Annotated in this window: 12 protein-coding genes; 6 read left to right on the top strand and 6 right to left on the bottom strand. The window is 67.8% G+C overall.

Annotated elements, in window-relative coordinates:
* The first annotated feature begins 9 nt into the window (after positions 1 to 9).
* Positions 10 to 624 (top strand): GAP family protein, encoded by a 615-nt coding sequence (locus FBY28_RS15075; RefSeq protein ID WP_216847716.1) that lies wholly within the window; start codon positions 10 to 12, stop codon positions 622 to 624.
* 8 nt (positions 625 to 632) lie between these two features.
* Here FBY28_RS15075 and pe read toward each other — a convergent pair whose 3' ends face one another.
* From pe to FBY28_RS15060, 3 genes are all read right to left on the bottom strand, one after another.
* Positions 633 to 1,787 (bottom strand): acyltransferase PE, encoded by a 1,155-nt coding sequence (pe, locus tag FBY28_RS15070; protein WP_141868034.1) that lies wholly within the window; start codon positions 1,785 to 1,787, stop codon positions 633 to 635.
* Positions 1,784 to 4,735 (bottom strand): MMPL/RND family transporter, encoded by a 2,952-nt coding sequence (locus FBY28_RS15065; protein ID WP_216847715.1) that lies wholly within the window; start codon positions 4,733 to 4,735, stop codon positions 1,784 to 1,786. The genes pe and FBY28_RS15065 overlap by 4 nt, the downstream gene beginning before the upstream one ends.
* A 65-nt stretch (positions 4,736 to 4,800) precedes the next feature.
* The gene (locus tag FBY28_RS15060; protein WP_216847714.1) at positions 4,801 to 6,342 is read right to left on the bottom strand and encodes a condensation domain-containing protein; all 1,542 of its coding nucleotides are present in this window, start codon (positions 6,340 to 6,342) and stop codon (positions 4,801 to 4,803) included.
* Positions 6,343 to 6,527: 185 nt separating this feature from the next.
* On the opposite strand from FBY28_RS15060, the gene FBY28_RS15055 reads away from it, so the two are divergent.
* Positions 6,528 to 17,417, top strand: coding sequence for a type I polyketide synthase (locus FBY28_RS15055; protein WP_141868032.1), 10,890 nt, complete (start codon positions 6,528 to 6,530; stop codon positions 17,415 to 17,417).
* A gap of 197 nt (positions 17,418 to 17,614) precedes the next feature.
* Here FBY28_RS15055 and FBY28_RS15050 read toward each other — a convergent pair whose 3' ends face one another.
* Entirely contained in the window at positions 17,615 to 18,694 is a 1,080-nt protein-coding gene (locus tag FBY28_RS15050) for an NAD(P)H-dependent amine dehydrogenase family protein (RefSeq protein WP_141868030.1), read from the bottom strand.
* Positions 18,695 to 18,952: 258 nt separating this feature from the next.
* On the opposite strand from FBY28_RS15050, the gene FBY28_RS15045 reads away from it, so the two are divergent.
* The 3 genes from FBY28_RS15045 (at position 18,953) to FBY28_RS15035 (ending at position 22,110) form a co-directional block, all read left to right on the top strand.
* The gene (locus tag FBY28_RS15045) at positions 18,953 to 20,788 is read left to right on the top strand and encodes an acyl-CoA dehydrogenase (RefSeq protein WP_141868028.1); all 1,836 of its coding nucleotides are present in this window, start codon (positions 18,953 to 18,955) and stop codon (positions 20,786 to 20,788) included.
* A 128-nt stretch (positions 20,789 to 20,916) separates the two neighbouring features.
* A complete protein-coding gene (locus FBY28_RS15040) occupies positions 20,917 to 21,516 on the top strand; it encodes a ClpP family protease (protein ID WP_141868026.1) in 600 nt (199 codons plus the stop codon).
* A 3-nt stretch (positions 21,517 to 21,519) separates the two neighbouring features.
* The gene (locus FBY28_RS15035; protein WP_141868024.1) at positions 21,520 to 22,110 is read left to right on the top strand and encodes a ClpP family protease; all 591 of its coding nucleotides are present in this window, start codon (positions 21,520 to 21,522) and stop codon (positions 22,108 to 22,110) included.
* On the opposite strand, the gene FBY28_RS15030 is transcribed toward FBY28_RS15035, so the two are convergent.
* Both FBY28_RS15030 and FBY28_RS15025 read right to left on the bottom strand, forming a co-directional pair.
* Positions 22,107 to 22,433, bottom strand: coding sequence for a helix-turn-helix domain-containing protein (locus FBY28_RS15030; protein WP_141868023.1), 327 nt, complete (start codon positions 22,431 to 22,433; stop codon positions 22,107 to 22,109). The two genes, FBY28_RS15035 and FBY28_RS15030, sit on opposite strands and share 4 nt — an antisense overlap.
* Positions 22,434 to 22,669: 236 nt before the next feature.
* Positions 22,670 to 23,584, bottom strand: a complete 915-nt coding sequence (locus tag FBY28_RS15025; protein ID WP_141868020.1) for a TIGR03564 family F420-dependent LLM class oxidoreductase — start codon at positions 23,582 to 23,584, stop codon at positions 22,670 to 22,672.
* On the opposite strand from FBY28_RS15025, the gene FBY28_RS15020 reads away from it, so the two are divergent.
* Positions 23,583 to 24,716 carry a TDT family transporter gene (locus FBY28_RS15020; RefSeq protein WP_286178093.1) on the top strand — a complete coding sequence of 378 codons (1,134 nt, stop codon included), beginning with the start codon at positions 23,583 to 23,585 and terminating at the stop codon, positions 24,714 to 24,716. The genes FBY28_RS15025 and FBY28_RS15020 overlap by 2 nt on opposite strands.
* The last annotated feature ends 191 nt before the right edge of the window (positions 24,717 to 24,907 follow it).

Here is a 24,907-nt window from a genome sequence, read left to right as displayed (position 1 = left end):
CTCCTGGTCATGGCTGTCGCGGTCAGCCTGGAGCCCTTCCGTGTCGGCATGTCGGTGGTGATGCTGAATCGGCCACGCCCACAACTCCAGTTGGCCGCCTTCTTGGCAGGCGGCTTCTCCATGGGCCTCGTCGTCGGCGCGGTGGTACTGCTGGTGTTGGATGCCCACCTGCCGGACTCCGCCCGGTTCACGCTGCCCAAGGTGCAGATCGTCATCGGGGTGGGCGCGCTGCTGGTCGCCGCGATCATCGCCGTCACCAAGGGCAAGCCACGCACCCCGCCGGACTGGGTGCGTCGGGCCCTGGACGGGCGCTCGCTGTGGGTGGCCGGAGCGGCGGGGCTTGGCATCGCGCTGCCCTCGGTGGACTATCTGGCTGCCCTTGCCGTCATCGGTGCCGCCGACGTGAGCGTCGGGACCCAACTGGCCGCCCTGCTGGTGTTCAACACCGTGGCCTTCGCGCTGGTCGAAATCCCGCTGATCGCTTACATTCTGGCACCCGAGCGCACCCGGGCCACGCTCGCCGGGTTCAACGACTGGTTGCGCTGGCAGGGCAGGCGCGCGGTGGCGGCACTGGTCGCGGTGGTGGGCCTGGTGCTGCTGGCGGTCGGACTGGCCGGTCTGTAGCTGACGAACTAGGGCTTGGGCGGCGGCTGGTTGTTCAGGACGTACTGCAGCCCGGCCATCAACTGCGATACCGGATCGGCCCCGCCACCGAACGCGGCCTGGGTGGCCGGCGCGGTGACCTCGGCCGGGTCGTACCCGTTCACCGGGTCGACGGTGATCGGCGCCGTCGCCGGATTGTCGTTGCGGGTGTAACCGGCATCGACATAGGGCTGCAGAACCTTGTCCAACTCGATCAGGGTCTTCTGGTCCACGCCGAGATACTTGAACGGCAGCACCAGCGGCAGGTGCTCCTCGGGGATCATGTAGGTCGTCGTGCGTGCTCCGCGCGAGTTCACCGTGGTACGGATGTTTTGCGGCGGAACCATTTTCGGGTTGGTAAAGGCGACGGCGGTGTGCCCGGTGGCCAGACCGACGATGGCATTGGCCACCGAGATCCAGTTGTCCGAGCGCTGCGGCCAGTCGGCGATGCTGTCGTAGGCCGAGACGAACAGGTGGGTGTCGTACTGGCTCTCCACCTCGGGCGGCATCCGGTAATCCAGCGACGGCACGACGCTGCCCACCGGGAAGTTCTGGCTCAGGAAGCTCTCACCGAAGGCGTGCTTGCCGACCGGGTTGCCGTAGGTCGCGAACGCCAGCTGGTCCGGGGGCGGGGCGGTCGGGTCATTGGCCAGCCTGATCTTGACGTCCTCGAGGACTGAGGCGCCCTCGGACAGACCGATCGCCATGCCCGGGCCGCCCTGGCGGATGGCGTTGACCAGGTTGGGTCCGCCGACATCGATGGACTCGCCGTAACTCGGACCGTCGATGCCCAGCCCGGGGAACTGATCGTCCAGACGCCCGATGCCGGGAAACAAGCGCTCCAGGGTGTGGCCCTGAACCTGACCGGCCGGGTAGTCGACGATCTGACGTTTCAGACCGGGGAACCACTCGGCGCCGGTGCGCATGATGTATTCGTCGTAGGGGATGCCGAGCACGTGGGCACCGCCGAGTGCGTAGCCGCGACCCTCGATGGTGCGGGCGTTGCCCGGGCCTGCCGGGCCGGGGACCGCCGGGCTCGGGGCCGGTGGCGGCGGGGGTGGCTCGGCGGTCGCGATCGCGGCGCCCGATGGACCCGTCGCCCCGATCGTCAGGAGGGCGGTGGCCGCCGCGAGAAGTTTCCTCATGCGCTACCGCTCCCTCGTGCCGTGAGTCGAGATGGCCACCAGTTCGCCCGGCCGACCAACGTGGCCATGGCAGGCACGGTGACCGTCCGGACCAGGAAGGTGTCCAGCAGAATGCCGATGCCGATGACGAACCCGCCCTGCACCACAGTACCGATGCTGGAGAACAGCAGGCCCCACATCGACGCGGCGAAGATCAGACCGGCCGCGGTGATGACACCACCGGTCGAGCTGAGGGTGCGGATGATGCCGAATCTGCCCGCCGGGGCCTCGTCCCGCATCCGGGACACCAGCAGCAGGTTGTAGTCGGCTCCGACGGCCACCAACACCACGAACGCCAGTGGCGGCACCGACCAGTGCAGCTGAGAATCGAGGATCACCTGGAACAGCAGGACGCCGAGTCCCAGCGCGGCGAAGTACGAGATCACCACGGAACCAACCAGATACAGCGGTGCGATCAGCGCGCGCAGGAGCAGCATGAGGATGATCAGGACGACGATCACGGTGACGACCACGATGTAGCGGATGTCGTTCTGGTAGTAGTCACGGGTGTCGGCCAGTGCCACCGGGTATCCGCCCATCGACACCGAGGCGTCCGACAGCTCGGTGTTCGGCAACGCGCTGCGCGCGGCGTCCTCGATGACCTTGACCTGATCCATCGCGGCCGGGCTGAACGGGTCGAGCTTGGTGAACACCAGATAGCGCGCCGAATGACCGTCCGGCGACACATAGGCCTTGGTGGCCGCCTTGAAATCCTCCAGCTGCAGGACCTCGGGCGGGATGTTGAACCCCGACATGGCCGGCGAGTTGGCGTTCTCGGCCATGGTCAGCAGGAAGGCCGCGGCCTGGTCCAGCCCGGAGCGCATCAGCTGGATCTGGTCGACGATCTGGTCCACGCCGTCGGCAACCTGCCGGCTGCCGCTGGCCGAACGCTCGGCACCCTGCTGCAGCTGCGCCAGCGTCGCCTCGGCCCCGGCCGGGCTGTCCAGGCCCATCGCCTGCATGGCCTTGGTCAACCGGGTGAACGCGGTGCCGACTTGTTGCAGTGCGGCGTTGAGGGACTGGCGGTCCTGCAACGACTCCAACTGGCCGGCCAGATCCTCGATCTCGTCCAGCGTGCCGTCGTTGCGTGCCGCGGCCAGCCGGGAGAGGTGGATGCGGGTCTGGCTGCACGAGACATCCAGATCGCAGACCACGTTGCCGTGCAGGGCCGCCAACACCGGAGGCACCCAGGCGAACATGTCCCTGGTCGCCATCAGGTTCACGCCCATGGAGTTGCCAAGTCGGTTGATGCTGGCCACCAGCTTGGCCGCCACATCGACGTTCTTGACCAGTTTGTCGCCGCCGTACTGACCGCGCAGCGCGGCGAACGCGTCGACCATCTGTTTGAGACTGCCTGCGATATCGGTGATCTGCCCGCGGACATCGCCGAGGCTGCCCGCCAGGGTGTTCGCGCCACTGGAGAGCCGGTTGAGGTCCTTGGAGCCGTCGCTGATCATCTTGGCGCCATCGGCGAGCCGGGTACCGACGATGCCGGCCTGATAGGTGGCCCGGAACTCCGGCGGTACCGATCCCAGCGGCCGGGTGATACCGGTGACCATCTGGATATCGGGCAGTTGGGTGATGCGCTCGGCGAGCTGCTCCAGATCGGCCAGCGCGGCCGGGCTGCGCAGGTCCTTGTCCGAGTGGATCAGCACATAGGACGGGATCGACTGGTTGATGTCGAAGTGCTTCTCCAGCGCCGCGTAGCCCAGCGAACTCGGCTCCGAATCGGCCACGGATTTGCGGTCGTCATAGTTGAAGGTGGCGAAACCGGACAGCCCGGCCAGCAGGAGCAACACCAGCAGGCTGCCCACCAGATGAGTCCACGGTCGCCGCACGATGCGCGTTCCCGAACGACGCCACAGCCGCGCGGTCAACTCCTTGCGGGGTGCGATCCAGCCCCGGGGGCCCACGAGTGTCAGCAACGCGGGAAGCAGCGTCATCGCGGCCAGGTAGGCCACGAAGACACCGACAGCCGAGGACACGCCGACGGTGGAGAAGATTCCCATCTCGGCGAAGCTGATCGCCAGGAAGGTGAGGCCGACGGTGGCCGCCGACGCCGTGATGACCTTGCCGACCGAACCGAGCGCGGCGCGGACCGCGTCGGTGGAGTCCTCGCCCTTGCGCACGAAGTCGTGATATCGACTTATCAGGAAGACCGCGTAGTCGGTTCCCGCGCCGAAGATGATGGCGCTGAGCAGGATCATCGCCTGGTTGGACACCCCGAGCCCGGTCAGTTCGGACAGCCCGGCCACCGAGGCCTGGGCGATCACCAGGGACATGCCGATCCCCGCCAGCGGGAGCAGCATCGTGACCGGGTTGCGGTAGACGATCAACAGCACCAGCAGCACCAGCACGGCAATGGCGATCTCGATGGGCAGGCGATCGTTCTCGCCCGCGACGGTCAGGTCCGCAACGGTCGCGGCCGGGCCCGCCAGGTGAACCTCCAGCGGGCCGCCCGCGGTGGTCTGCTCGATCAGGTCGGAGACCTGCTTGAACGACTGGTAGGACTGCGGGGTACCCAGCGCTCCGGCCAGACCGACCGGCAGTACCCAGGACTTGTCGTCCTTGCTGGTCAAAGTCGAACGCAGAGCGGGGGTTCCGATGAATTCCTGCAGCATGACGACGTTCTGCTGGTCGTCTCGCAGCGCGTCGACCAACTTGCGATACGTCGCCTCGTGCTCGGGACCGAGACCGTCCTCGTCGGTCAGCACGACCAGCAGAAGATCGTCGGTGCCCGGCTCCTGGAATGCGTCCTGCATCTGGCGGGCGGCGATATTCGACGGCGCGTCACCCGGAAGCATGGACAGCGGATTGCGCTGCGCCATCTCGTTGAGACTGGGGACGGCAAGTGGCAGTGCCACCGCGAGCGCCACCCAGATACCGATGACGGCCAGCGGCCACCGCACCACAAAACCGGCTAACCGACGCACACGTCCCCCACTACTGCCCCTCACCGAACCGGCACACCGGCTTAACCAAAACGACCCCAGTCCCCGGTCTCGGCCACCTGCTCGATCACCGATTTCATCGTCGCGATGTAGCGGGTGACCGATTTCTGGGCGACCTCGTTGTCCGGGAACATGACCGCCATCGCGGTGCCCGCGCCGTAGCGGAACACATACACCGTCAACTGATAGGAGAATCGGCCGTCGGAATAGATGCCGATGTTGTTCGAGTAACCCATCTCGGCCGCCGCGAGAACGGCGTTCAAGGGCGCGGCACCCCCGTGCAGGAAGTTCGACACCGGGAAGTTCGGGCGCGGGTTGTCCAGCCAGGGTGCCAGTTCCAGCACCCGGTAATACGGAACGCGGGCCAGCTCGAGGCCGGTGTCGAAGGACGTCTGCGCCGACCAGGCGGCCTCGGCGAACGTCGTCGCGGCGATCGGCACGGTCAGCGGCACGAGACCGGTGAACCAGCCCTGCGTCATGAAATTGTCCGAGGTCCGTCGGGTGTCGCGCGGTGTCAGACCGTAATACGTTGCCGCGCCGGTCAGCTCATGCTCGACCATGGCGGTACAGGCGTACAGGCCGCCGACGAACCGGACACCGGCGGCGACGCAGGCGGCGTCGAAACGCTCGGTCTGCTCGGCATCGAGCAGCATCTCCCCGACCATATCGGCCACCGTCGGCACCGAGGGATCGCCCAGCGGCAGCGGGAACTCCGGCATGCTGTTGTTGTTGTTCTCGGCGAACTCGATCCAGGCCCGGACTTCGGGCGAATCGACGGTAAGCGCGGCGGTACGTTCGCGTTCCTGTACGCAGAAGTCGTCGAAGTGGCCGGCTTCCGGCAACGGCATGGGCTGACCGGTGGTGGTCAGCGAGGTGTACATGCCGTGCGCCTCGAGCATGGTGATACCGATCAGGGCGGCGTCACCATGGACGTGGTCGATGCTGGCGTAGAAATCGAAATGGTCCTCGCTCTGCACGATCCCGAACGAGAAGCACCCCCACTCCAGCGGCGACGGGATGTCCACGATGTGTTTGCGGGCATCCTCGGTGGTGATCTCACCGTGGACGATGGGCTCGAACTCGATATCGGCCGGTTCGACGATGGTATGCCGCACGATATCGCCGGACCCGTCATAGGCGAACCAGCTGCGATAGGTGTCATGCCTGCGCAGATAGGAGTTCAGCGCGTGGTTCATCGCATCGATATCGCAGACTCCGGGGACCTCGCAGGTGGCGATGATCTGCCGCGAGTAGTCCAACCCCTTGGCGGCCTGCTCGTAGACGCCGCGGATGTGCTGTCCCTGCATATAGCTGACAGGGACCGAGCTGACCGGAGCCTGGCGGGCCTTTGCCATCGCCGCGCTGGTCGGATGCCAGGACGTCACGACACCTGGGGCCGGCGTCCAATCATCGATCGTTCCGATCGTGATCTTCCCGATGTGCAACCTGGTCCCTCCGGATGTCTTTGCGTCGACGGTGAGCGGATGGGCAAAACCGAAGGCGACTTCACGATAGCGGCTGTCGGCACGCGGGGCCGCCCGGCAGGGGCCCTCGACGACGGTCATGAAACCGCGTGCGATAGCACGGTACATGCAATACTGACCGCCGAGTAAGGTACCGGCGGTGAATGCCGGCAGATGAGCGGCAGTGATCGTTGCACAGGCAACCGAGGCCACTGCACGGGGTCTGGATCCTGGCACCCGTATCTCATCATCCACAGTTCATCAGACCGAAGCGGGGAGTACACCTGATGGCCGAGACCGAGCACGCCGAGCCGACCCGATTCGCGATCATCGGCTATGCCGCCCGCCTACCCGGAGCGACCGATGCATCCGCGTATTGGGACGTCCTGCGCAGCGGCCGCGACGCGGTTTCCCCGATCCCGGCGGACCGCTGGGACATCGATGAGTTCTTCGACGCCGATCCAGGAGCGCCGGGCAAGGTCGTCACCCGGCGCGCGGGGTTCGTCGACGACGTGACCGGGTTCGACGCACCGTTCTTCGGCGTGTCGGCCCGTGAGGCACGCCTGATGGACCCGCAGCACCGGCTGCTGCTGGAGACCTCGTGGCGCGCGGTCGAGCATTCGGGTACCGCGCCAACGGCATTGGCCAACACCAAGACCGGCGTGTTCGTCGGGCTGTCCACGCACGACTACCTGGCCATGGCCTCCTCGGAGCTGAACTATCCCGAGGTCGAGGCGTACCTGGCCATCGGCACCTCGGGCGCCGCCGGAGCCGGGCGGATCAGCTATCGGCTCGGTCTGCACGGCCCGGCCGTCACCGTCGACACCGCCTGCAGTTCTTCCCTGGTGGCCATCCACCAGGCCTGCCAGGCCCTGCAGTTGGGCGAATGCGACATGGCGTTGGCCGGTGGCGCGAACGTGCTGCTGAGCCCGGCCACCATGATCACGTTCTCGCAGTCCCGGATGCTCGCTCCCGACGGCAAGTGCAAGACGTTCGACGCCGCTGCCGACGGATACGTCCGCGGCGAGGGGTGCGGTGTCATCGTGATCAAGCGCCTTGAGGACGCGGTGCGCGACGGCGACCGGATCCGCGCCGTGATCCGCGGCAGCGCGGTCAACCAGGACGGCGCCTCGGGTGGCCTGACCGTTCCCAACGGCGTCGCCCAGCAACGCGTCATCTCCGAGGCGCTGCACCGCGCCGGCGTGGCACCCGGGGATATCGATTACCTGGAGGCGCACGGCACCGGCACGTCCCTCGGCGATCCCATCGAGGTCCAGGCCGCCGCGGCCGCCCTCGGCAAGGACCGCGATCAGCCGCTGCTCATCGGCTCGGCCAAGACCAACATCGGCCACCTGGAGGCCGCCGCCGGAATCGCCGGGGTGCTCAAGGTGGTCTTGGCGCTGGAGAACCAGGAGTTGCCCAAGCACCTGAACTTCCAGCACCCGTCCCCGCACATCCCGTGGGACCGCATCCCGGTCCGCGTCGTCGAGGAGGCGACCGCCTGGCAGCGCTCGGACCGGCCGCGACTGGCCGGGGTCAGCTCGTTCGGCTTCTCCGGCACCAATGCCCACGTCATCCTCGAGGAAGCGCCCGCAACCGTGCCTGCCGGGACCGCCGCCGGCGACGACCGGCGGTTCATGGTGCTGCCGCTGTCCGCGCGCACACCTGCCGCGTTGGTCCAGGCCGCCGAGGAGTACCGCAACTGGCTCGGTGAGCACCCCGAGGCCACGCTGGCCGATGTCTGCCTGACCGCCGGCGCCGGCCGGGCCCACCTCGAGCACCGGGCCGCGCTGGTGGTCAACTCATTGGAATCGGCCCGCGAACTGCTCGGTGCATTGGCCGACGACCGCCCCGCGCCGGGTCTGGTGCGCGGTGACTGCGTCGACGCGCCCAAGACCGCGTGGTTGTTCCCCGGACAGGGCAGTCAGTACGCCGGGATGGCACGGCAGCTCTTCGAGACCGAGCCGGTCTTCGCCGACACCATGACCCGCTGCGCGGATGCACTCGACATCCCGTTGCTCGACCTGATCTTCGACGCCCCCGAGGGTGACGCGACGATCCGGCTGACCCAGTACGCCCAGCCCGCGATCTTCGCGGTCGAGATGGGCCTGGCCCGGCTGTGGGAATCCTGGGGCCTGCAACCCGATATCGTGCTCGGCCACAGTGTCGGCCAGTATTCGGCGGCCTGCGTCGCCGGCGTCTTCAGCATGGAGGACGGCATCCGACTGCTCGCCGAGCGTGGCCGACTGTTCGGTGAGCTGCCCGCCGGTGGTCGGATGGCAGCCATCTTCGCCGATCCCGACAGGGTCGAGCGCCTGGTCGATCAGTATCCGAGCCTGTCGGTTGCCGCCTACAACGGCGCGAACACCGTACTATCCGGTCCCGCAACAGATCTGGAGAAGGCGATCGCCGGGCTGGCCGACGCCGGCGTGCGTTGCGACTGGCTCGACACCAGCCACGCGTTCCACTCCGCACTGCTCGACCCGGCGCTGGACGCCTTCGAGTCATTTGCCAATCAGTTCGAATACAAGGCGCCGCAGCGGATTCTGGTGTGCAATCGCACAGGGTCCGCGCTCGGCAGGACCGCAAAGCTCGACGGCGCCTACTGGCGTAGGCACGCCCGGCAGCCGGTCGAATTCGCCAAGAGCGTGGCCACATTGGCCGAACTCGGATGCGCGGTGTTGCTGGAGGTCGGCCCGCAGCCGGTGCTGACCGCCGCCGCCATGCGCGCCTGGCCGGATCCGACCCACACGCCGCGGGCGATCGCCTCCATGCGCCAGAACGGCGCCGATCATCGCCAGGTCATCGACGCATTGGCCCAGGCCTACGTCGCCGGGCACCTACCGAATTTCGATGCCGTGGTGCACCGACCGGCGCACAAGCTCGACCTGCCCACCTATCCGTTCCAGCACCGCCAGTACTGGTTCAAGGACAAGCAGGCCGACAAGGGTCGGACGGGTTGGACCGACGACGCCCCGCGCACCGAGGCCGTTCGCCTGCTCGAAGACGGTCGAATCGCCGAACTGGCCGCGCTGCTCGATGGATCCGATGCCAGTCAGGCAACCATGGATGCCCTGAGCAAGCTTGCCGCACAGCACAATCGGCAGCGTGACGCGCAGTCGATCAGCGATGCCCGTTACGAGATCCGTTGGCAGCAGGGTGGCGCAAGCTCCGCGGCGGCACCGGACGCCGCCTGGGTGCTCATCGGTGACGACACGGCGGCCATCGCCGGGCTTGTCGATGCCGTGGCGGCCATGGGCCACCGGCACCGACTGGTGGCACTCCCGGTCTCCGACGCCGACGAGCAACGCCTGGTGACCGATCTGGCCGCGGCGGTACAGGACGAACCCGAGGTGCGCATCCTGCATGTCGCCGCCTTGGACTCCCACACCGTCCCGTCGATGCAGACCCTGCTGCGGATGCAGCACCGGGTCCTCGACGGAACCCAGCGGTTGTTCCGTGCGGCCGCCACCGCCGGGGTGCGCACACCCATCTGGACCGTGACGCGGCAGGCACAACGGGTCGCCGAAGGCGATGCGGTGGCCCCCGAACAGACCCTGCTGTGGGGTTTCGGCCGCGCGGTCGCCCTCGAGTATCCCCAGGTGTGGGGTGGGCTCGCCGATGTGAGCGGAGATGCCCAGGAGTGGGCGGAACTGATCCGCCAGATTCCCGGCCTGCCCCGCGGTGAGGACCAGATCGTTCTCCGCGGTCGCCAGGTCTGGGTTCCGCGCCTGGTCCGGCGCACCGGTCAGCCCAACCCGAAGCCGCTGGAATTGCGTTCCGAGGCAACCTATCTGATCACCGGCGGGTTGGGCTCACTCGGTCTGGAGATCGCCGCGCACCTTGCCGCGCACGGCGCCAAGCAGCTGGTACTGACCAGCCGGCGCGCCCCGAACGAGGCCGCGCAGAAGCGCATCGCCGATATCACCGCCACGCACGGGTGTGCCGTGCGAGTGATGACCGCCGATGTCGCCAACCCGCACGACATCGCCCACCTGATCGCGACGGTGCGAGCCGAGTTGCCGGCACTTGCGGGCATCGTGCACGCCGCCGGCGAGAACAGCACGACACCGCTGGCCACCCTGGAGGCCGCCGAGTTGGATCGGGTGTTCGGCGGCAAGGTCTGGGGCGCCTGGTATCTCAGCGAAGCCGTCGAGGGTCTGCCGCTGGACTTCTTCGTCTCCACATCCTCGATCTCCTCGGTGTGGGGCAGCTATGGCCAGAGCGCGTACGGCGCGGCCAATGCCTTCCTCGACGGTCTGACGTGGCGGCTCCGCGAGCAGGGTATCGCCGGTTACAGCGTGAATTTCGGACCGTGGGCGGCCGGCATGGCCGACCCGCAGGCGCGCGCACAGCTGGAACGCCGAGGGGTACGCACTCTGCCTCCGGCCGATGCGCTGGCCGGCCTGGCCGACGTATTGGTCGGTGCGAGCGTGCAATCCGTGCTCGCCCGCGTCGATTGGTCGAAGTTCCTTCCGGTGTACCTGCAGACCGGCTCGCGTGCGCTGCTGGCCGAGGTGGCCCGCGAGGTGCCCGACTCGGTGAGCGCACCGGCCCGTTCCTCGGGTGCCACCCCGCTGGTCGGTCAGCTCAGCACCGCACCGGTACAACAGCGCAAGAAGATCGTGCTGGAGTACCTGCGCAACGCGGTCGCAGAGGTGACCCAGGTCGATGCCGCCGATATCCGTGAGGAGGCCGGGTTCTTCGACCTCGGTATGGACTCACTCATGGCGGTCGAACTGCGGCGCCGACTGGAAGGCGCAGTGGGCCAGGAACTTCCGGCGACACTGGCGATGGATTACCCGCGCCTGTCCGATGTCGCCGACTACCTGCTCGGCGACGTGCTCAAGCTCAAAGACCGGTCGGATGCCCGCACCGAGGCGCAGCCGGTCTCGCTGGCGTCGGCGGCCACCGACGAACCGATCGCGGTCATCGCGGTCGCCTGCCGGTTCCCGGGCGCACCGGATCCCGACGCATACTGGGAACTGCTCTCCGGCGGAGTCGATGCGATCAGGGAAATCCCCGAGGACCGGTTCGACGTCGACGAGTTCTACGACCCCGATCAGCAGACGCCCGGCAAGATCTACACCCGCAACGGCGGATACCTCGACAGCGTCGACACATTCGACCCCGAGTTCTTCGGTATCTCCCCCCGCGAGGCGATGTGGATCGACCCACAACAGCGGCTGATGCTCGAAATCGCCTGGGAGGGACTCGAACGCGCCGGGTACGCCCCGTCGTCCCTGCGCGGCAGCCGAAGCGGTGTGTTCGTCGGCGTCGGCGCCAACGAGTACTCGCACCTGCTCTCGGGCGATTCGGTGGAAAACCTTGAGGCCCACTTCATCACCGGTAATGCGCTGAACGCCATCGCCGGCCGCGTCGCCTTCACCCTGGGCCTGGAGGGCCCGGCCATGGCGGTGGATACCGCCTGCAGTTCATCGCTGGTCGCCGTCCACCAGGCCGCCCAGGCCCTGCATTCCGGTGACTGTGATCTGGCCCTGGCCGGCGGGGTGAATGTCCTGCTCAGCCCGGCCTCCATCGTGGCGGCATCGCAGGCCCGGATGTTGTCGCCGGACGGTCGCTGCAAGACATTCGACGCCGCCGCCGACGGGTACGTCCGCAGTGAGGGTTGCGGTGTGCTGGTGCTCAAGCGGCTCTCCGATGCCCAGCGCGACGGGGACCGGATCTGCGCGGTGATCCGCAGCAGCGCGGTCAACCAGGACGGCGCCTCCAGCGGTCTGACGGTCCCCAATGGTGGTGCCCAGCAACGTCTCATCGCGTCCGCCCTGGACCGCGCCGGTCTCGGCGGCGGTGACGTGGACTACCTTGAAGCGCACGGCACCGGCACTCCGCTGGGTGACCCGATCGAGGTGCAGGCGGCCGCGGCCGCGTACGGACGTGGCCGTGACGCGCACCGGCCGTTGTTGATGGGTACCGCCAAGACCAATATCGGGCACCTGGAGTCCGCGGCGGGCGTCGCGGGACTCATCAAGGTCGTGCTCTCGATGCAGCACGAGATGCTGCCGAAGACCTTGCACTTCAGCAATCCGTCTCCGCACATCCCGTGGGACGTCCTGCCTGTCAAGGTTGTCGACGAGGCGACCCCGTGGCACACCGACGGTCGTCCGCGGCGCGCCGGGGTCAGCTCGTTCGGCTTCACCGGCACCAACGCCCACGTCCTGCTCGAAGAGGCGCCTGCCGCGCTGCCCGCCGAACAGGCTGTCGAGCCCGAGGCCACGGCCAGGGAGGCGCTGTGCGTTCTGCCGCTGTCGGCCAGGTCGGCGGCGGGATTGACCGCGTTGGCACAGCGGTACGGGGGCTGGCTTGCCGCCAACCCCGATGCCGAACTCACCGATGTGGCCTTCACCGCGGGCGCGGGACGGTCGCACTTCGAGCACCGCGCGGCGGTGGTGGCCAGCTCCACTGCCGAGGCCAAGATGCTGCTGGAAGATCTGGTGGCCAACCGGCTGCGACCGGGAGTGGTGCGCGGCGAGTGCGCCGATCCCCCGACGACCGCCTGGTTCTTCCCGGGCCAGGGCAGCCAGTACCCCGGCATGGCGCGCGAACTCTTCGACACCGAACCGGTTTTTGCCGATACCGTGCGAAGTTGCGCGCAGGCCGTCGACGGGATCCTGCCGCAGCCGCTTCTCGAGGTGCTGTTCGGATCGGGCCGCGAGGCGGCCGAGACGCTCAAGCACACCTCGTTCGCACAGCCGGCGATCTTCGCCGTCGAAATGGGGCTGGCCCGGCTGTGGCAGTCCTGGGGTATCGAACCGGACGTGGTGCTCGGGCACAGCGTCGGTCAGTACGCGGCGGCCTGTGTCGCAGGGGTGTTCAGCCTCGAAGACGGTGCCCGGCTGATCGCCGAGCGCGGGCGCCTTTTCGGCAGCCTGCCCGCAGGCGGCCGGATGGTGGCGGTGTTCGCCGATCCGCAGTACGTCGAACGCGCCGCCGAAGCTTTCCCGCGGGTGTCGGTCGGGGCCTACAACGGCCGCAACACGGTGCTGTCGGGTCCGGGCGAGGATCTGGAGCAGATCGTCACCAATTGCAGTCAGGAGGGCGCGCGCTGCACCTGGCTGGAGACCAGCCACGCGTTCCACTCCGAGTTGCTGGACCCGGTTCTCGACGAGTTCGAGTCGTTCGCAGCGCAATTCGAGTATGCGGTGCCGTCTCGACCGTTGGTGTGCAACCGCACCGGCGCGGTGCTCAGCGCCGAGACCCCGATCGACGCGCTGTACTGGCGCCGGCATTCCCGCCAGCCGGTGCAGTTCACCGAGAGTGTGCGCACGGTGGCCGCGTTGGGCTGCACGGTGCTCATGGAGATCGGGCCGCAGCCGATCCTGACCGCGGCCGCCCTGCAGTCCTGGCCCGAGTCGGCGGCCACGCCGCGGACCATCGTGTCGCTGCGCAAGGGGGCCAACGCGCAGCGTCAGGTCGCCGACGCGCTGGCCACCGCCTACATCAGCGGCCACCGTCCGGACTTCTCGGCCCGATTCCACAGCCCGGCACACCGACTCGAGCTGCCGACCTACCCGTTCCAGCGGCGCCGCTACTGGCCCAAGGCGTCGGCGATCCTGAGTTCCGGCGGCACCGCCGCCTCGGGGATCCTCGGCAGCCCCAAGGATCTGGCGTCCGGGGACACCGTCTACAGCAATGTGTTCTCGGTGAAGACCCAGCCGTGGTTGGCCCATCACGTCATCTACGGGACCGTCGTGGTTCCCGGCGCCACCTACGCGTCGATGGCCCTGGCGGCCGCCGGCGCGCCGGCGCGGGTGAGCGATGTCTACTTCTACGAGCCGATCATCCTGCCGGACAAGGCGGCCCGTGAGGTGCAGCTGACCCTGCGCACGGTCGAGGACGGCTGGAAGTTCCAGGTGCACTCCCGGCCGTACGGGGTACGCGAGGCCGAATGGTCGCTCAACGCCGACGGCACGTTGACCTCCGGTGTCGACATCGACCAGCCGGACGAGTCGACGGCCGCGCCCGACGAGGCCATCGAGCACATGAACAGGACACGTCCGCAGGAATTGTTCGACATCTTCAACGATCTCGAACTGGCATGGGGCCCGACGTGGTCCAGCTCGCTGCGCTCGCTGTGGGTGGGTGATGGCGAAGCCATCGGCGATGTGTCCGTCGGCGATGAGCTCGCCGAGCATCTCGGCAGCGAACCGATCCACCCCGTGTTGCTCGATCTGTGCACCGGTGTCGCGTTCCCGTCGTTCCCGGCCGTACTGGCCGCCGAACAGGGCATTCACGATCTGTTCCTGCCGCTGCGATACGGGCAGGTCCAGCTGGCGGCCAAGATGCCGAACCGGTTCTACTGCCGGGCTCGTTGGCATGAAGGTCCGCTCAACAGCGAAACATTGGTCTTCGACCTGGATTTCGTCGATCGCGACGGTCGCGTCCTGGGTGGTATCCGCGAGTTCACCGTCAAGCGGGCACCGCGTGAAGCCTTGTTGCGTGGCCTCGGTGGTGACTCGACCAGGTTGCTCTACACCCTCGGCTGGCATGAGGGCGCGGCACCGGAATCGGCCACCGAAGACACCGCGGGGACCTGGCTGATCGCCGGATTCGACGAGCTCGCTGCCCACCGGCCCGGTGCGGTCACCATCGATACACCCACGGACCCGCAGGCCTGGCAGCAGGCCTTCGGTGCGGCCGCCGAGCGTGGTTCCGCGGTCGCCGGGATCGTCTGGCGCAGCCGGACTTCGGCGCAATCCGACGAGACGACCGCAGAGCTGGCCGTTCGGCTCGAGGCCGAGGTGAGCGCGCTGCTCGCGGCCACCCAGACGGCGCTGGCCGAGCAGAACAGCACCCTGGCGGGCGGTGTGTGGATCCTCACCGACGGCGCAGTGGCCACCGAACCCGGTGAGCCGGTCGATCCGGTGCAATCCGCGCTGTGGGGATTCGGGCGCACGTTGATCGCCGAACAGCCGATGTTGCGGGTCCGGATGATCGACGGGGACGTCTCGGCGGACAGCTGGTTGCCCGCGGCGCTCGGCACGCCGGTCACCGAGCCGGAGATGGCCGTGCGTCAGGGCCGCTTCCTGGTGCCACGGCTGTTGCACTGGGCGCGCAACGGCTACCTGCCGATGCCGCGGTCGGAGGACTTCGTCCTGGCACCGACCGAACGCGGCGCGATCGACAACCTGCGCCTGACCGAGAAGGACGTGACGGCACCCGAGCCCCACGAGGTGCAGGTCCGGATCGAGGCGGCCGGGCTGAACTTCCGTGACGTGCTCAACGTGCTCGGCCTGTACCCGGGAGATCCGGGGCCGATCGGCGGCGACCTGTGCGGCGTGATCACCGAGGTGGGCGAGGACGTCACCGAGTTCGAGGTCGGGCAACGGGTGTTCGGCTCGATGCAGGGAGCCTTCGCCAGCCGGCTCAACGTGCCTGCGCAGCTACTGGCGACCGTGCCCGACGGCATCAGCTCGGTCGACGCCGCAACCATTCCCGCGGCGGCGCTGACGGTGCGACTGGCCTTCGACTGGGCTCAGATCAAACCGGGCGACAAGGTGCTCATCCACGCCGCCAGCGGTGGTGTGGGCCTGGCGGCGGTACAGATGGCTCGCCAGCACGGTGCGACGGTGTTCGCCACCGCGAGCACCTACAAGCGGGCGAAGCTGCGGGCCATGGGCGTCGAGTACGTGTACGACTCGCGCACCGTCGATTTCGCCGACCAGATCCTGGCCGACACCGATGGCGCCGGTGTGGATGTGGTGCTCAACAGCCTGACCAACGACGGCTTCATCGAGGCGACGGTCCGGGCGACGGCATTGGGCGGGCGTTTCGCCGAGATCGCCAAGCGCGATATCTGGACCCCCGCCCAGATGGCCGCGGTGCGTCCGGATATCGACTACGAGATCATCGCGTTGGACGTGACGATGATGAGCGATCCCGACCACATCCAGCGTCTGATGTCCGAGGTGTCCGATGGTCTGGCCGATGGCGTGTGGGCGCCGGTGCCCGCCGAGGTCTACCCGCTGACCGAGGCCAGGACCGCCTTCCGCCGCATGCAGCAGGCGCGTCATATCGGCAAGATCGTCATCCAGATGCCCAAACCGCTGCAGCCGCAGGGTGACCGGACCTACCTGGTGACCGGCGGCCTCGGTGCGCTCGGTCTGCACACGGCCGGCTATCTCGCACAGCTCGGCGCAGGCGATATCGTGCTGACCAGTCGCCGCAGCCCCGACGCGGAGACCCAGCAGGCGATCGATGCCATCACCGAGCGCTACCACTGCCGGGTGCACGTCTTCTCGGCCGATATCGGCGACGAAGCCGAGGTGGCGGGGGTCCTGGAGCGCATCCGGCGGGAGCTGCCGCCGCTGGCCGGCGTCGCTCATCTGGCCGGCGTGCTCGATGACGCTGTGCTGCCGGACCAGAACCTGGACCGGTTCCGGAAGACCCTGGGCCCCAAGGCGTATGGCGCCCATCACCTGCACCGGTTGACCGCGGGCGAGGATCTGGACTTCTTCATCCTGTACTCCTCGGCCTCGGCGGTGCTCGGCTCACCGTCACAGTCGAACTATGCGACCGCCAATGCGCTGCTCGACGGGCTCGTCGCGCAGCGCCGGGCAGCCGGGTTGCCGGCCACCGCGGTGAACTTCGGCCCGTGGGGCCATGGCGGGATGGCCAGTTCACAGGCCGCGGTGGCCAACTTGAGCGCGCAGGGCATGATGCCGCTGGAGCCCTCGGCCGCGTTGGCCGCCCTCGGTGAGGCGATCCGGCACGGCGTCGGGCAGTCCACGGTGCTCAAGGCGAACTGGCAGCGGACCGCAAAGATGCTCGGCGGTATCCGTCCGCCGTTGCTGGATCAGGTTCTGCCCAGCGGTGATTCGGCCGGTGGTGGCGACAGCGAGTTGCTCCGGCAGCTCCAGGAGCTACCGGTGGCCGCGCGTGCGGGATTCGTCACCGAGTTCCTACAGCGTGAGGTGCAGGGCTTCCTGCGCCTGGCACAGCCGCCGGCGGCGACCAGCCGGTTCCTGGATCTGGGCACCGACTCGCTCATGGCGGTCGAGCTGCGCAACCGGTTGTTCGGGCAGTTCGGCGGCAAGTTCGACATCAGCCCGACGGCGGTGTTCGACTATCCGACGATCGGTGAGCTCGGCGAGCATCTGGTCTCGCAGCTTCCCGATGCCGAGGCTCCTGCCGAATCCGAGGCCAAAGCCGGCTGAGGTGCGCGTGCAGCGGGGTTCAGCTCGGGTGAACCGACCTGGACCTCGCTGCGCGTCGTGACGTACCTGATTTCAGCCGGCGCACCGGGCACTCCGTCCCGGCTGCAACCAGGTAGGTGGTGAGACCGATTCACCTACCTCGGTGCAGCCACGGCATCGGTTGTCCCGTTCTGGCTGAACCGACGTACAGCACATGGTCAGGTCCAGCGCACGGCCTCTGCCTCTGGTGCCAGCGCCGAACGCAGCGGCACCTGGAGTCCGTCGTAGATCCCCGGCTTCTGTTCGGCCAGCCAGTTCAACGCGCCGAGCAGCCGGTTGGCCGCGGTGGTGTTGCCGCCGTCTGCGCGGGTTCCGCCGGGAACGTCGGCCCGGGTGGTGATGGTGAGCTGCGGGTCGCCATCCACGATGACACGGTGATCACCCACCCCCTCGTCGGGCTGTGGCCATTGCGGCGCGCAACTGGGGTGGATCCGGGTGATGTGCTCGATGATGACGCGCTGCCTGCCCTGCGACCAGCCGATCACCTTGAGGAAGAAGGCCCCCTGGGTGCCCTTCTCGAACGGGCCCATGACGGTCTCGACGGTCTGCTCCAGCGGCAGCCGCTCGACCTCCTCGGTGATCTCGTCGATCTCGATACCCAGGCCGCGGCCGATCAGCCGGACGTTGCCGCCCCACACCATCGTGGGGATGCTCGGCAGAAGCATCATCGGGGTGTCGTCCATGGCGCCCCCGAAACCACAGCGCAGCCGCACCGCCTCCGGCTGGTTGTATGTCGAGTAATCGAAGATCTCCTGGCAGGTGATGGTGTCGATGCGCGTACACAGGCTGGCCGCGGTGACCGCCAGCGCGTCATTGCCCCATCCCGGATCGACACCGCTGACCAGGAGGGTGGCGCCACCCTCCTCCGCGGCGCAGGTCAGCCGCTGCACCCATTCCTGCGGCGCCGAGGCCGGGTCGTAGAGCGAGTACAGCGATGGTGTGACGACGTGTTTCCCGGCGCGCAGGCAACGTTCGATATCGGCGACCGCCTCCTCTGGCCGGATATCGCCGGAAGCCATGTAGGCGACCGCGTCGGCGTCGGTGAGCGCGGCGGCGACATCGGTGCAGGCCCGGATACCGGTCGGCTCGGCCAGGCCGGCGAATTCGGCGGCATCACGGCCGACCTTCTCGGCGCTGGAGGTGATTACGCCGGCCAGTTCGAGGCCAGGGAAGGCGACCGCCGAGCGGATCGCCGTCGAGCCCATGTTCCCTGTTCCCCACACCACCACACGCCTCATGAGCCTCACCTTAGAGGTTTGTTGGACGCCTTCGTGGCGAGCATCACATTTGACCTGAAATCGCAGCTCAGAAACGGTTTCGGCGGCCGGGAGCCCGCCCAATCAACCACCGGGTTGGTTCGCTGGCGACAATTTGCTCGACACCCCTTTGAGATGCGGTTACCGAGCGGTATAGTTTCAGGCAGTTACTGGTGGGTAACTTAGCGCAGTCCGCACGAGAACCCAACCGACAAGCTTCGATCTCACCGAGGAGAAACCGTGAGCCATTACAAGAGCAACGTCCGTGACCAGGTCTTTACCTTGTTCGATGTGCTCGGTCTCGACAAGGCGCTCGGCGAGGGCTCGTTCGCCGAGCTCGATGCCGACACCGCCCGCGAGATGATCAACGAGATGGCCCGACTGGCCGAGGGTCCCATCGCCGAGTCGTTCGCCGACGGTGACCGCAACCCGCCGGTCTTCGATCCCGCCACCCACACGGTGAAACTCCCCGAGTCCTTCAAGAAGTCGGTCAACGCGACCATCGAAGGCGGCTGGAACAAGGTCGCCCTCGATGAGGAGCTCGGCGGCATGCCCGCCCCCAAGGCTCTGCTGTGGGCCCTCAACGAGCACATCCTCGGCGCCAACCCGGCCGTGTGGATGTACGGCGGCGGCGCCGGCTTCGCGCAGATCTTCGCGCACAACGGCACCGAAGAGCAGAAGAAGTGGGCGGCCATCGCCGCGGAGAACAACTGGGGCGCCACCATGGTGCTGACCGAGCCCGACGCGGGTTCGGACGTCGGCGCCGGCCGCACCAAGGCCGTCCAGCAGCCCGACGGCTCCTGGCACATCGACGGCGTGAAGCGCTTCATCACCTCCGCCGACGCCGACGACCTGTTCCCCAACATCGCGCACCTGGTGCTCGCCCGCCCCGAGGGCGCGGGACCGGGCACCAAGGGTCTGTCGCTGTTCTTCGTACCCAAGTTCCACTTCGACAAGGAGACCGGTGAGCTCGGCGAGCGCAACGGTGTCTTCGTCACCAACGTCGAGCACAAGATGGGCCTGAAGGTCTCGGCCACCTGTGAGCTGACCTTCGGCCAGCACGGCGTCCCGGCCGTCGGCTGGCTCGTCGGTGAGGTGCACAACGGCATCGCGCAGATGTTCGACGTCATCGAGCAGGCTCGGATGATGGTGGGCACCAAGGCCATCGCCACGCTGTCGACCGGCTACCTGAACGCTCTGGAGTACGCCAAGGAGCGTGTGCAGGGTGCCGATCTGACCCAGATGACCGACAAGACCGCCCCGCGCGTCACCATCACCCATCACCCGGACGTGCGTCGTTCGCTGATGACCCAGAAGGCCTACGCCGAGGGCATGCGCGCGCTGTACATGTACACCGCCACCTTCCAGGACGCCGAGGTCGCCAAGGCACTGCACGATGTCGACCCCGACCTGGCGGTACGCGTCAACGACCTGCTGCTCCCGGTGGTCAAGGGCTTCGGTTCGGAGACCGCCTACCGGTACCTGACCGAGTCACTGCAGACCCTGGGCGGTTCGGGCTTCCTGCAGGACTACCCCATCGAGCAGTACATCCGCGACGCCAAGATCGACTCGCTCTACGAAGGCACCACCGCCATCCAGGCGCAGGACTTCTTCTTCCGCAAGATCGTCCGCGACAAGGGACAGGCCCTGGCCTACGTCGCCGGCCAGATCGACACCTTCGTCAAGAACGAGACCGGCAACGGCCGCCTCAAGGCCGAGCGTGCACTGCTGGCCACCGCGCTGGAGGACGTGCAGGGCATGGCCGCCACCCTGACCGGCTACCTGATGGCCTCGCAGGAGGACCAGAGCGCCATCTACAAGGTGGGCCTGGGCTCGGTGCGCTTCCTGATGAGCGTCGGCGATCTGATCATCGGCTGGCTGCTGCAGCGTGAGGCCGCCGTCGCGATCGAGAAGCTCGACGAAGGCGCCACCGGCGCGGACAAGGCCTTCTACGAGGGCAAGATCGCTGCCGCGTCGTTCTTCGCCAAGAACTTCCTGCCGCTGCTGACCAGCACCCGCACGGTGCTCGACGCACTCGACAACGAAGTCATGGAGCTGGACGAAGCGTCCTTCTGATTCACCTGACCAAGAGCCCCCGGCGGATTCGCCGGGGGCTTTTGCGTTGTCGGGGCAGTCATGCCGGCCGTTCTGCTCACAGCAGCGTGGGCTGCGAAAAGGACTCCGCAGCAGGCAGAGTCACCACCATGAACCAGAATCCGCCCCTGTTCGGCAGGCAACTGCGCGACGACCTGTACCGCAAACGGGTGCTCGTCCTCGACGGCGGCCTCGACGATGACAACGGTGCCGTGCTGGTGGCACAGCTGCTGACGCTGGCCGCCGACTCCGCCGACGACATCGCCCTGTGGATCCACTCCCCCGGCGGGTCGGTGCCCGCCATGCTGGCCATCCGCGACGTGATGCGGCTGATCCCCGCCGACGTCGCCACCCTCGCCCTCGGACTGGCCTGCAGCGCAGGGCAATTCCTGCTCTCGGCCGGCGCTGCCGGTAAGCGCTTCGCACTGCCGCACGCCCGCATCCTGATGCACCAGGGCTCGGCGGGGATCGCCGGGTCGGCCGTCGAGGTCGAGGTGCAGGCCGACGATCTGCGGCACACCCGCGATACCGTGCTGGGGCTCATCGCCGCCGATACCGGTCAGCCTGTCGACCGCATCTTCACCGACTCGCTGCATGACCGGTGGTTCACCGCCGAGCAGGCCCGCGAATACGGTTTCGTCGACCACATCGTCGGCGAGTTCGCTCAGATCGCACCGAACCGCAAGCAGCGCATCGGAATCGGGGTGTAGACCATGAGCACCTATACCATCCCCAACGTCATCGCCCGCACGGCCGGTGGTGAGCGCATCATGGACGTCTACAGCCATCTGCTCACCGAACGCATCGTCTATCTGGGCACCGCCATCGATTCCGGCGTCGCGAACGCGTTGATAGCGCAGCTGCTGCATCTGGAGGCCGACAACCCCGAGCAGGAGGTCGCGCTCTACATCAACTCCGAGGGCGGGGACCTGTCGGCGATGCTCGCCGTCTACGACACCATGCGGTTCATCAAGGCCCCGGTGGCGACGACATGCATCGGCCAGGCCGTCGCCACCGGCGCGGTGCTGCTGGCCGCCGGCGCCCCGGGACGGCGTTCGGTGCTGCCGCACTCCCGGGTGGTGCTGCACCAACCGGCCGCCCAGGGGCGGGGCACCATCCCCGACCTGATCCTGCAGGCCGACGAGGTGGTGCGCACCCGCAATCAGCTGGAGTCGATCCTGGCCCGGCACACCGGCCGCAGCACCGGGCAGCTACGCCACGACACCGACCGCGACCGGGTGTTCGACGCCGACGAGGCGGTGGCCTACGGGCTTGCCGACCGGGTTCTGCAGGAACGCGCCTAAGCCGCCATCCGGACGGTGCCGTCGCTGGGACGCCCCTGGGCACGGGTGAGATCGGCCGAGATCCCACCGAGCAGTCGACCCAACCCGACTCCGAGCGCCCCGCATACCGCGGCGATCATCTCGCTCGACGGTTCCTTGCGGCCACGTTCCATCTCGGAGAGGTACTGCGGGGACACCCCGGCGCGCGCGGCGACCTCCACCAGTCGCTCCCCCTTGGCGCGGCGGGTATCTCGCAGGCGACGGCCCAACACCTCGCGCCACAACGGCTCCGGCGTGCGGTCCGGCTCAGCGCGGTTCGCATCGAACGGGATGACCTGGCCCATGAACAGCATCCTGGCCACCGGCACGTCGACGTGTGCGCGTGTTCACCACCGGCTGAACGCATGAGGGCGGGTTCGGGAGGACATTCGGTTTATCAACCTGAGGGCGTCCACTGATACCTGGCGGTATCTCGCGCGGCCGGTGTTCCACCTCTTGCCCGGCTCTTTCGGATCAGTCACTCCCGAACCCGTCGTGAGACCGACTGTACCCCGTGACCAAGATCACACCATAGTGAATTTCAGGTGTTGTCGAGGGTGCGCAACAGAGCCCGGGTACGGGCCCGGACCTCCGGTGATCGGTCGAAGACGACACCCACGTACTCGTCGACGCCGGCGGCGGAGAGCTCGTTGATCCTGGCGGTGACCGTGGCCTCGTCACCGATGAGCGCGGCGTCGGCGGGCCCGGCATAACCCTCGCGATCGAGCATGGCGCGGTAGGACGGGAGGTGGCCGTACATGGCGAACTGCTCGGCCGCCTGGGCCCGGGTGCCGTCGACATCGTCGGTGACGGCGACCGGAAGGGCGGCCACCACCCGAACCGGTCGCCCGGCTGCGGCTGCCCGCAATCCGGGTCCGACGTGTTCGGACAGTGTCTTGGGGCCCGTCATCCAGGTGACGGTGCCCGCGGTCCGGCGGCCGGCGATCTTCAGCAGCTGCGGGCCGAGGGCCGCGATGTACACCGGCGGAGCCGGTGCTGCGGGCACCTGCACCGCGCCCCGGGTGGTGTAGATCTCGCCGGCGGCGTCCGCCGGCTCACCGGCGAGCAGCGGCAGCAGCCCGTCGAGGTACTCGTTGAGCCTGCGCACCGGACGATCCCACGGAATCCCCCACATGCCCTCGGTGACCGCGGCATGGGTCATGCCCAGCCCCAGGATGAACCGTCCCCCGGAGATCAGGCTCAGCGTCAGCGCCCGCTGCGCCAACTGCATCGGGTGCTGATTCTGGATCGGCACCACGCCGGTGCCCACTTCGATGGTGTCGACCTCGCGTAACGCCACTGCGAGCACCGTCAGCAGATCGGGCTCGTAGGGCATCTGCGTCATCCAGATGCGACGAAACCCTTCGTCACGCAGTTGGGCGAATTCCGACACGACACCGTCGATGAGGGACGTGCCGCTCGATCCGGACAACGACCCGAGGATGCTGATCTCCATGACGCCAATCATGCCCGGTCGGTCGACCGCAGAACCTGGGACTCGGTTGGGGAACTTCGGCCCCAATTGGTTCTCCTCGGTGATGGGCACCGGGATCCTGGTGGTCGCGGGCGCCACGCTGCCGGTACACGTGCCGGGTCTGCGGGTGTTCACCGAGATCGTCTGGGTGGTCGCCGCGACGCTGCTGGTAACCCTGATCATCGCGGTCAGTGTGCAGTGGTTCCGCCATCCCACGGTGGCCCGCGGACACGTCCGCAACCCACAGATGGCGCATTTCTACGGCGCGGCCCCGATGGCGTTGATGACGGTCGGCAGCGCCACCATGCTCGTCGGCACCGATCTCATCGGAGAACGGCTGGCCGTCGACATCAACTGGGTGCTGTGGTCGGCCGGCACGATCGGCGGGCTCTACACCGCGGTCTCGATTCCCTATCTGATGTTCACCCAGCTCAACGTCGGTCCGGACGCCGCGTTCGGGGGGTGGCTGATGCCGGTCGTCCCGCCGATGGTCTCGGCCGCGGGCGGCGCGATGCTGTTGCCACACATGGTGCCGGGCACCGGTCGGACCACCATGTTCTTCGGCTGTCTTGCCATGTTCGGACTGTCCCTGATCGCGGCGCTGATCATCATCACGATGATCTGGAGCAGGCTGGCGCTCTACGGGACATCGGGGACTGCGCGGGTCCCGACGCTGTGGATCGTCCTGGGTCCGCTGGGGCAATCGGTCACGGTGGCCGGGTTGCTGGCGACCCATGCCCATCTGGCGGTCGCGCCCGACCTGGCGGCCGGGGTCGGGATCTTCTCGATCCTGTTCGGCGTGCCGGTATGGGGCTTCTGCGTGCTGTGGATCGCCCTGGCCACCGCGCTGACGTTCCGCACCCTGCGCCGCGGGATGCCGTTCGCCCTGACCTGGTGGAGCCTGACCTTCCCGGTCGGCACCTTCGTCACCGGCACCACCCAGTTGGCCATCCACACCGGACTGCCCGCCTTCGAGGTGGCGGCGGTGCTCGCCTACGGGGGATTGCTGTGCACGTGGGCGCTGGTCGCGGTGCGCACCACCCGCGGAAGTCTGGCCGGGAGCCTGTTCGCGCCGGCCGCGGCGGGCCCGATCACGGCGTCCAAGGATCCCTGACCGCCGGAAAAATGAAAGAGCCCCGTGTTGCCGTCGGGTCGGGGGGTCAGACGGCAACACGGAGCTATCCCATGTATCGACAGTGCTCCGGCGGGCGTTACAGCGATCGGAAAGTTTTTTTCGAAAAACTTTTCCCTGATACCGAAACGATGGAAGAGGCCAGGTCATCCGGGTTCCGCGCCGATTTGTCG

The organism is Arthrobacter sp. SLBN-53, from assembly GCF_006715585.1.
In the GTDB taxonomy this organism is placed as follows: domain Bacteria; phylum Actinomycetota; class Actinomycetes; order Mycobacteriales; family Mycobacteriaceae; genus Mycobacterium; species Mycobacterium neoaurum_A.
Note: the sequence above shows the minus strand (reverse complement) of the source record. Positions and strands in the feature narration are given on the sequence as shown.

What these genes read in the sequence shown, in the direction of transcription:
- FBY28_RS15055 (WP_141868032.1), top strand. Translation starts at nt 6,528, where the DNA reads ATGGCCGAGACCGAGCACGCCGAGCCGACCCGATTCGCGATCATCGGC.
- FBY28_RS15030 (WP_141868023.1), bottom strand. Translation starts at nt 22,433, where the DNA reads ATGGGCCAGGTCATCCCGTTCGATGCGAACCGCGCTGAGCCGGACCGC.
- FBY28_RS15035 (WP_141868024.1), top strand. Translation starts at nt 21,520, where the DNA reads ATGAGCACCTATACCATCCCCAACGTCATCGCCCGCACGGCCGGTGGT.
- FBY28_RS15025 (WP_141868020.1), bottom strand. Translation starts at nt 23,584, where the DNA reads ATGGAGATCAGCATCCTCGGGTCGTTGTCCGGATCGAGCGGCACGTCC.
- FBY28_RS15020 (WP_286178093.1), top strand. Translation starts at nt 23,583, where the DNA reads ATGACGCCAATCATGCCCGGTCGGTCGACCGCAGAACCTGGGACTCGG.
- FBY28_RS15050 (WP_141868030.1), bottom strand. Translation starts at nt 18,694, where the DNA reads ATGAGGCGTGTGGTGGTGTGGGGAACAGGGAACATGGGCTCGACGGCG.
- FBY28_RS15075 (WP_216847716.1), top strand. Translation starts at nt 10, where the DNA reads ATGGCTGTCGCGGTCAGCCTGGAGCCCTTCCGTGTCGGCATGTCGGTG.
- FBY28_RS15060 (WP_216847714.1), bottom strand. Translation starts at nt 6,342, where the DNA reads ATGACCGTCGTCGAGGGCCCCTGCCGGGCGGCCCCGCGTGCCGACAGC.
- FBY28_RS15040 (WP_141868026.1), top strand. Translation starts at nt 20,917, where the DNA reads ATGAACCAGAATCCGCCCCTGTTCGGCAGGCAACTGCGCGACGACCTG.
- pe (WP_141868034.1), bottom strand. Translation starts at nt 1,787, where the DNA reads ATGAGGAAACTTCTCGCGGCGGCCACCGCCCTCCTGACGATCGGGGCG.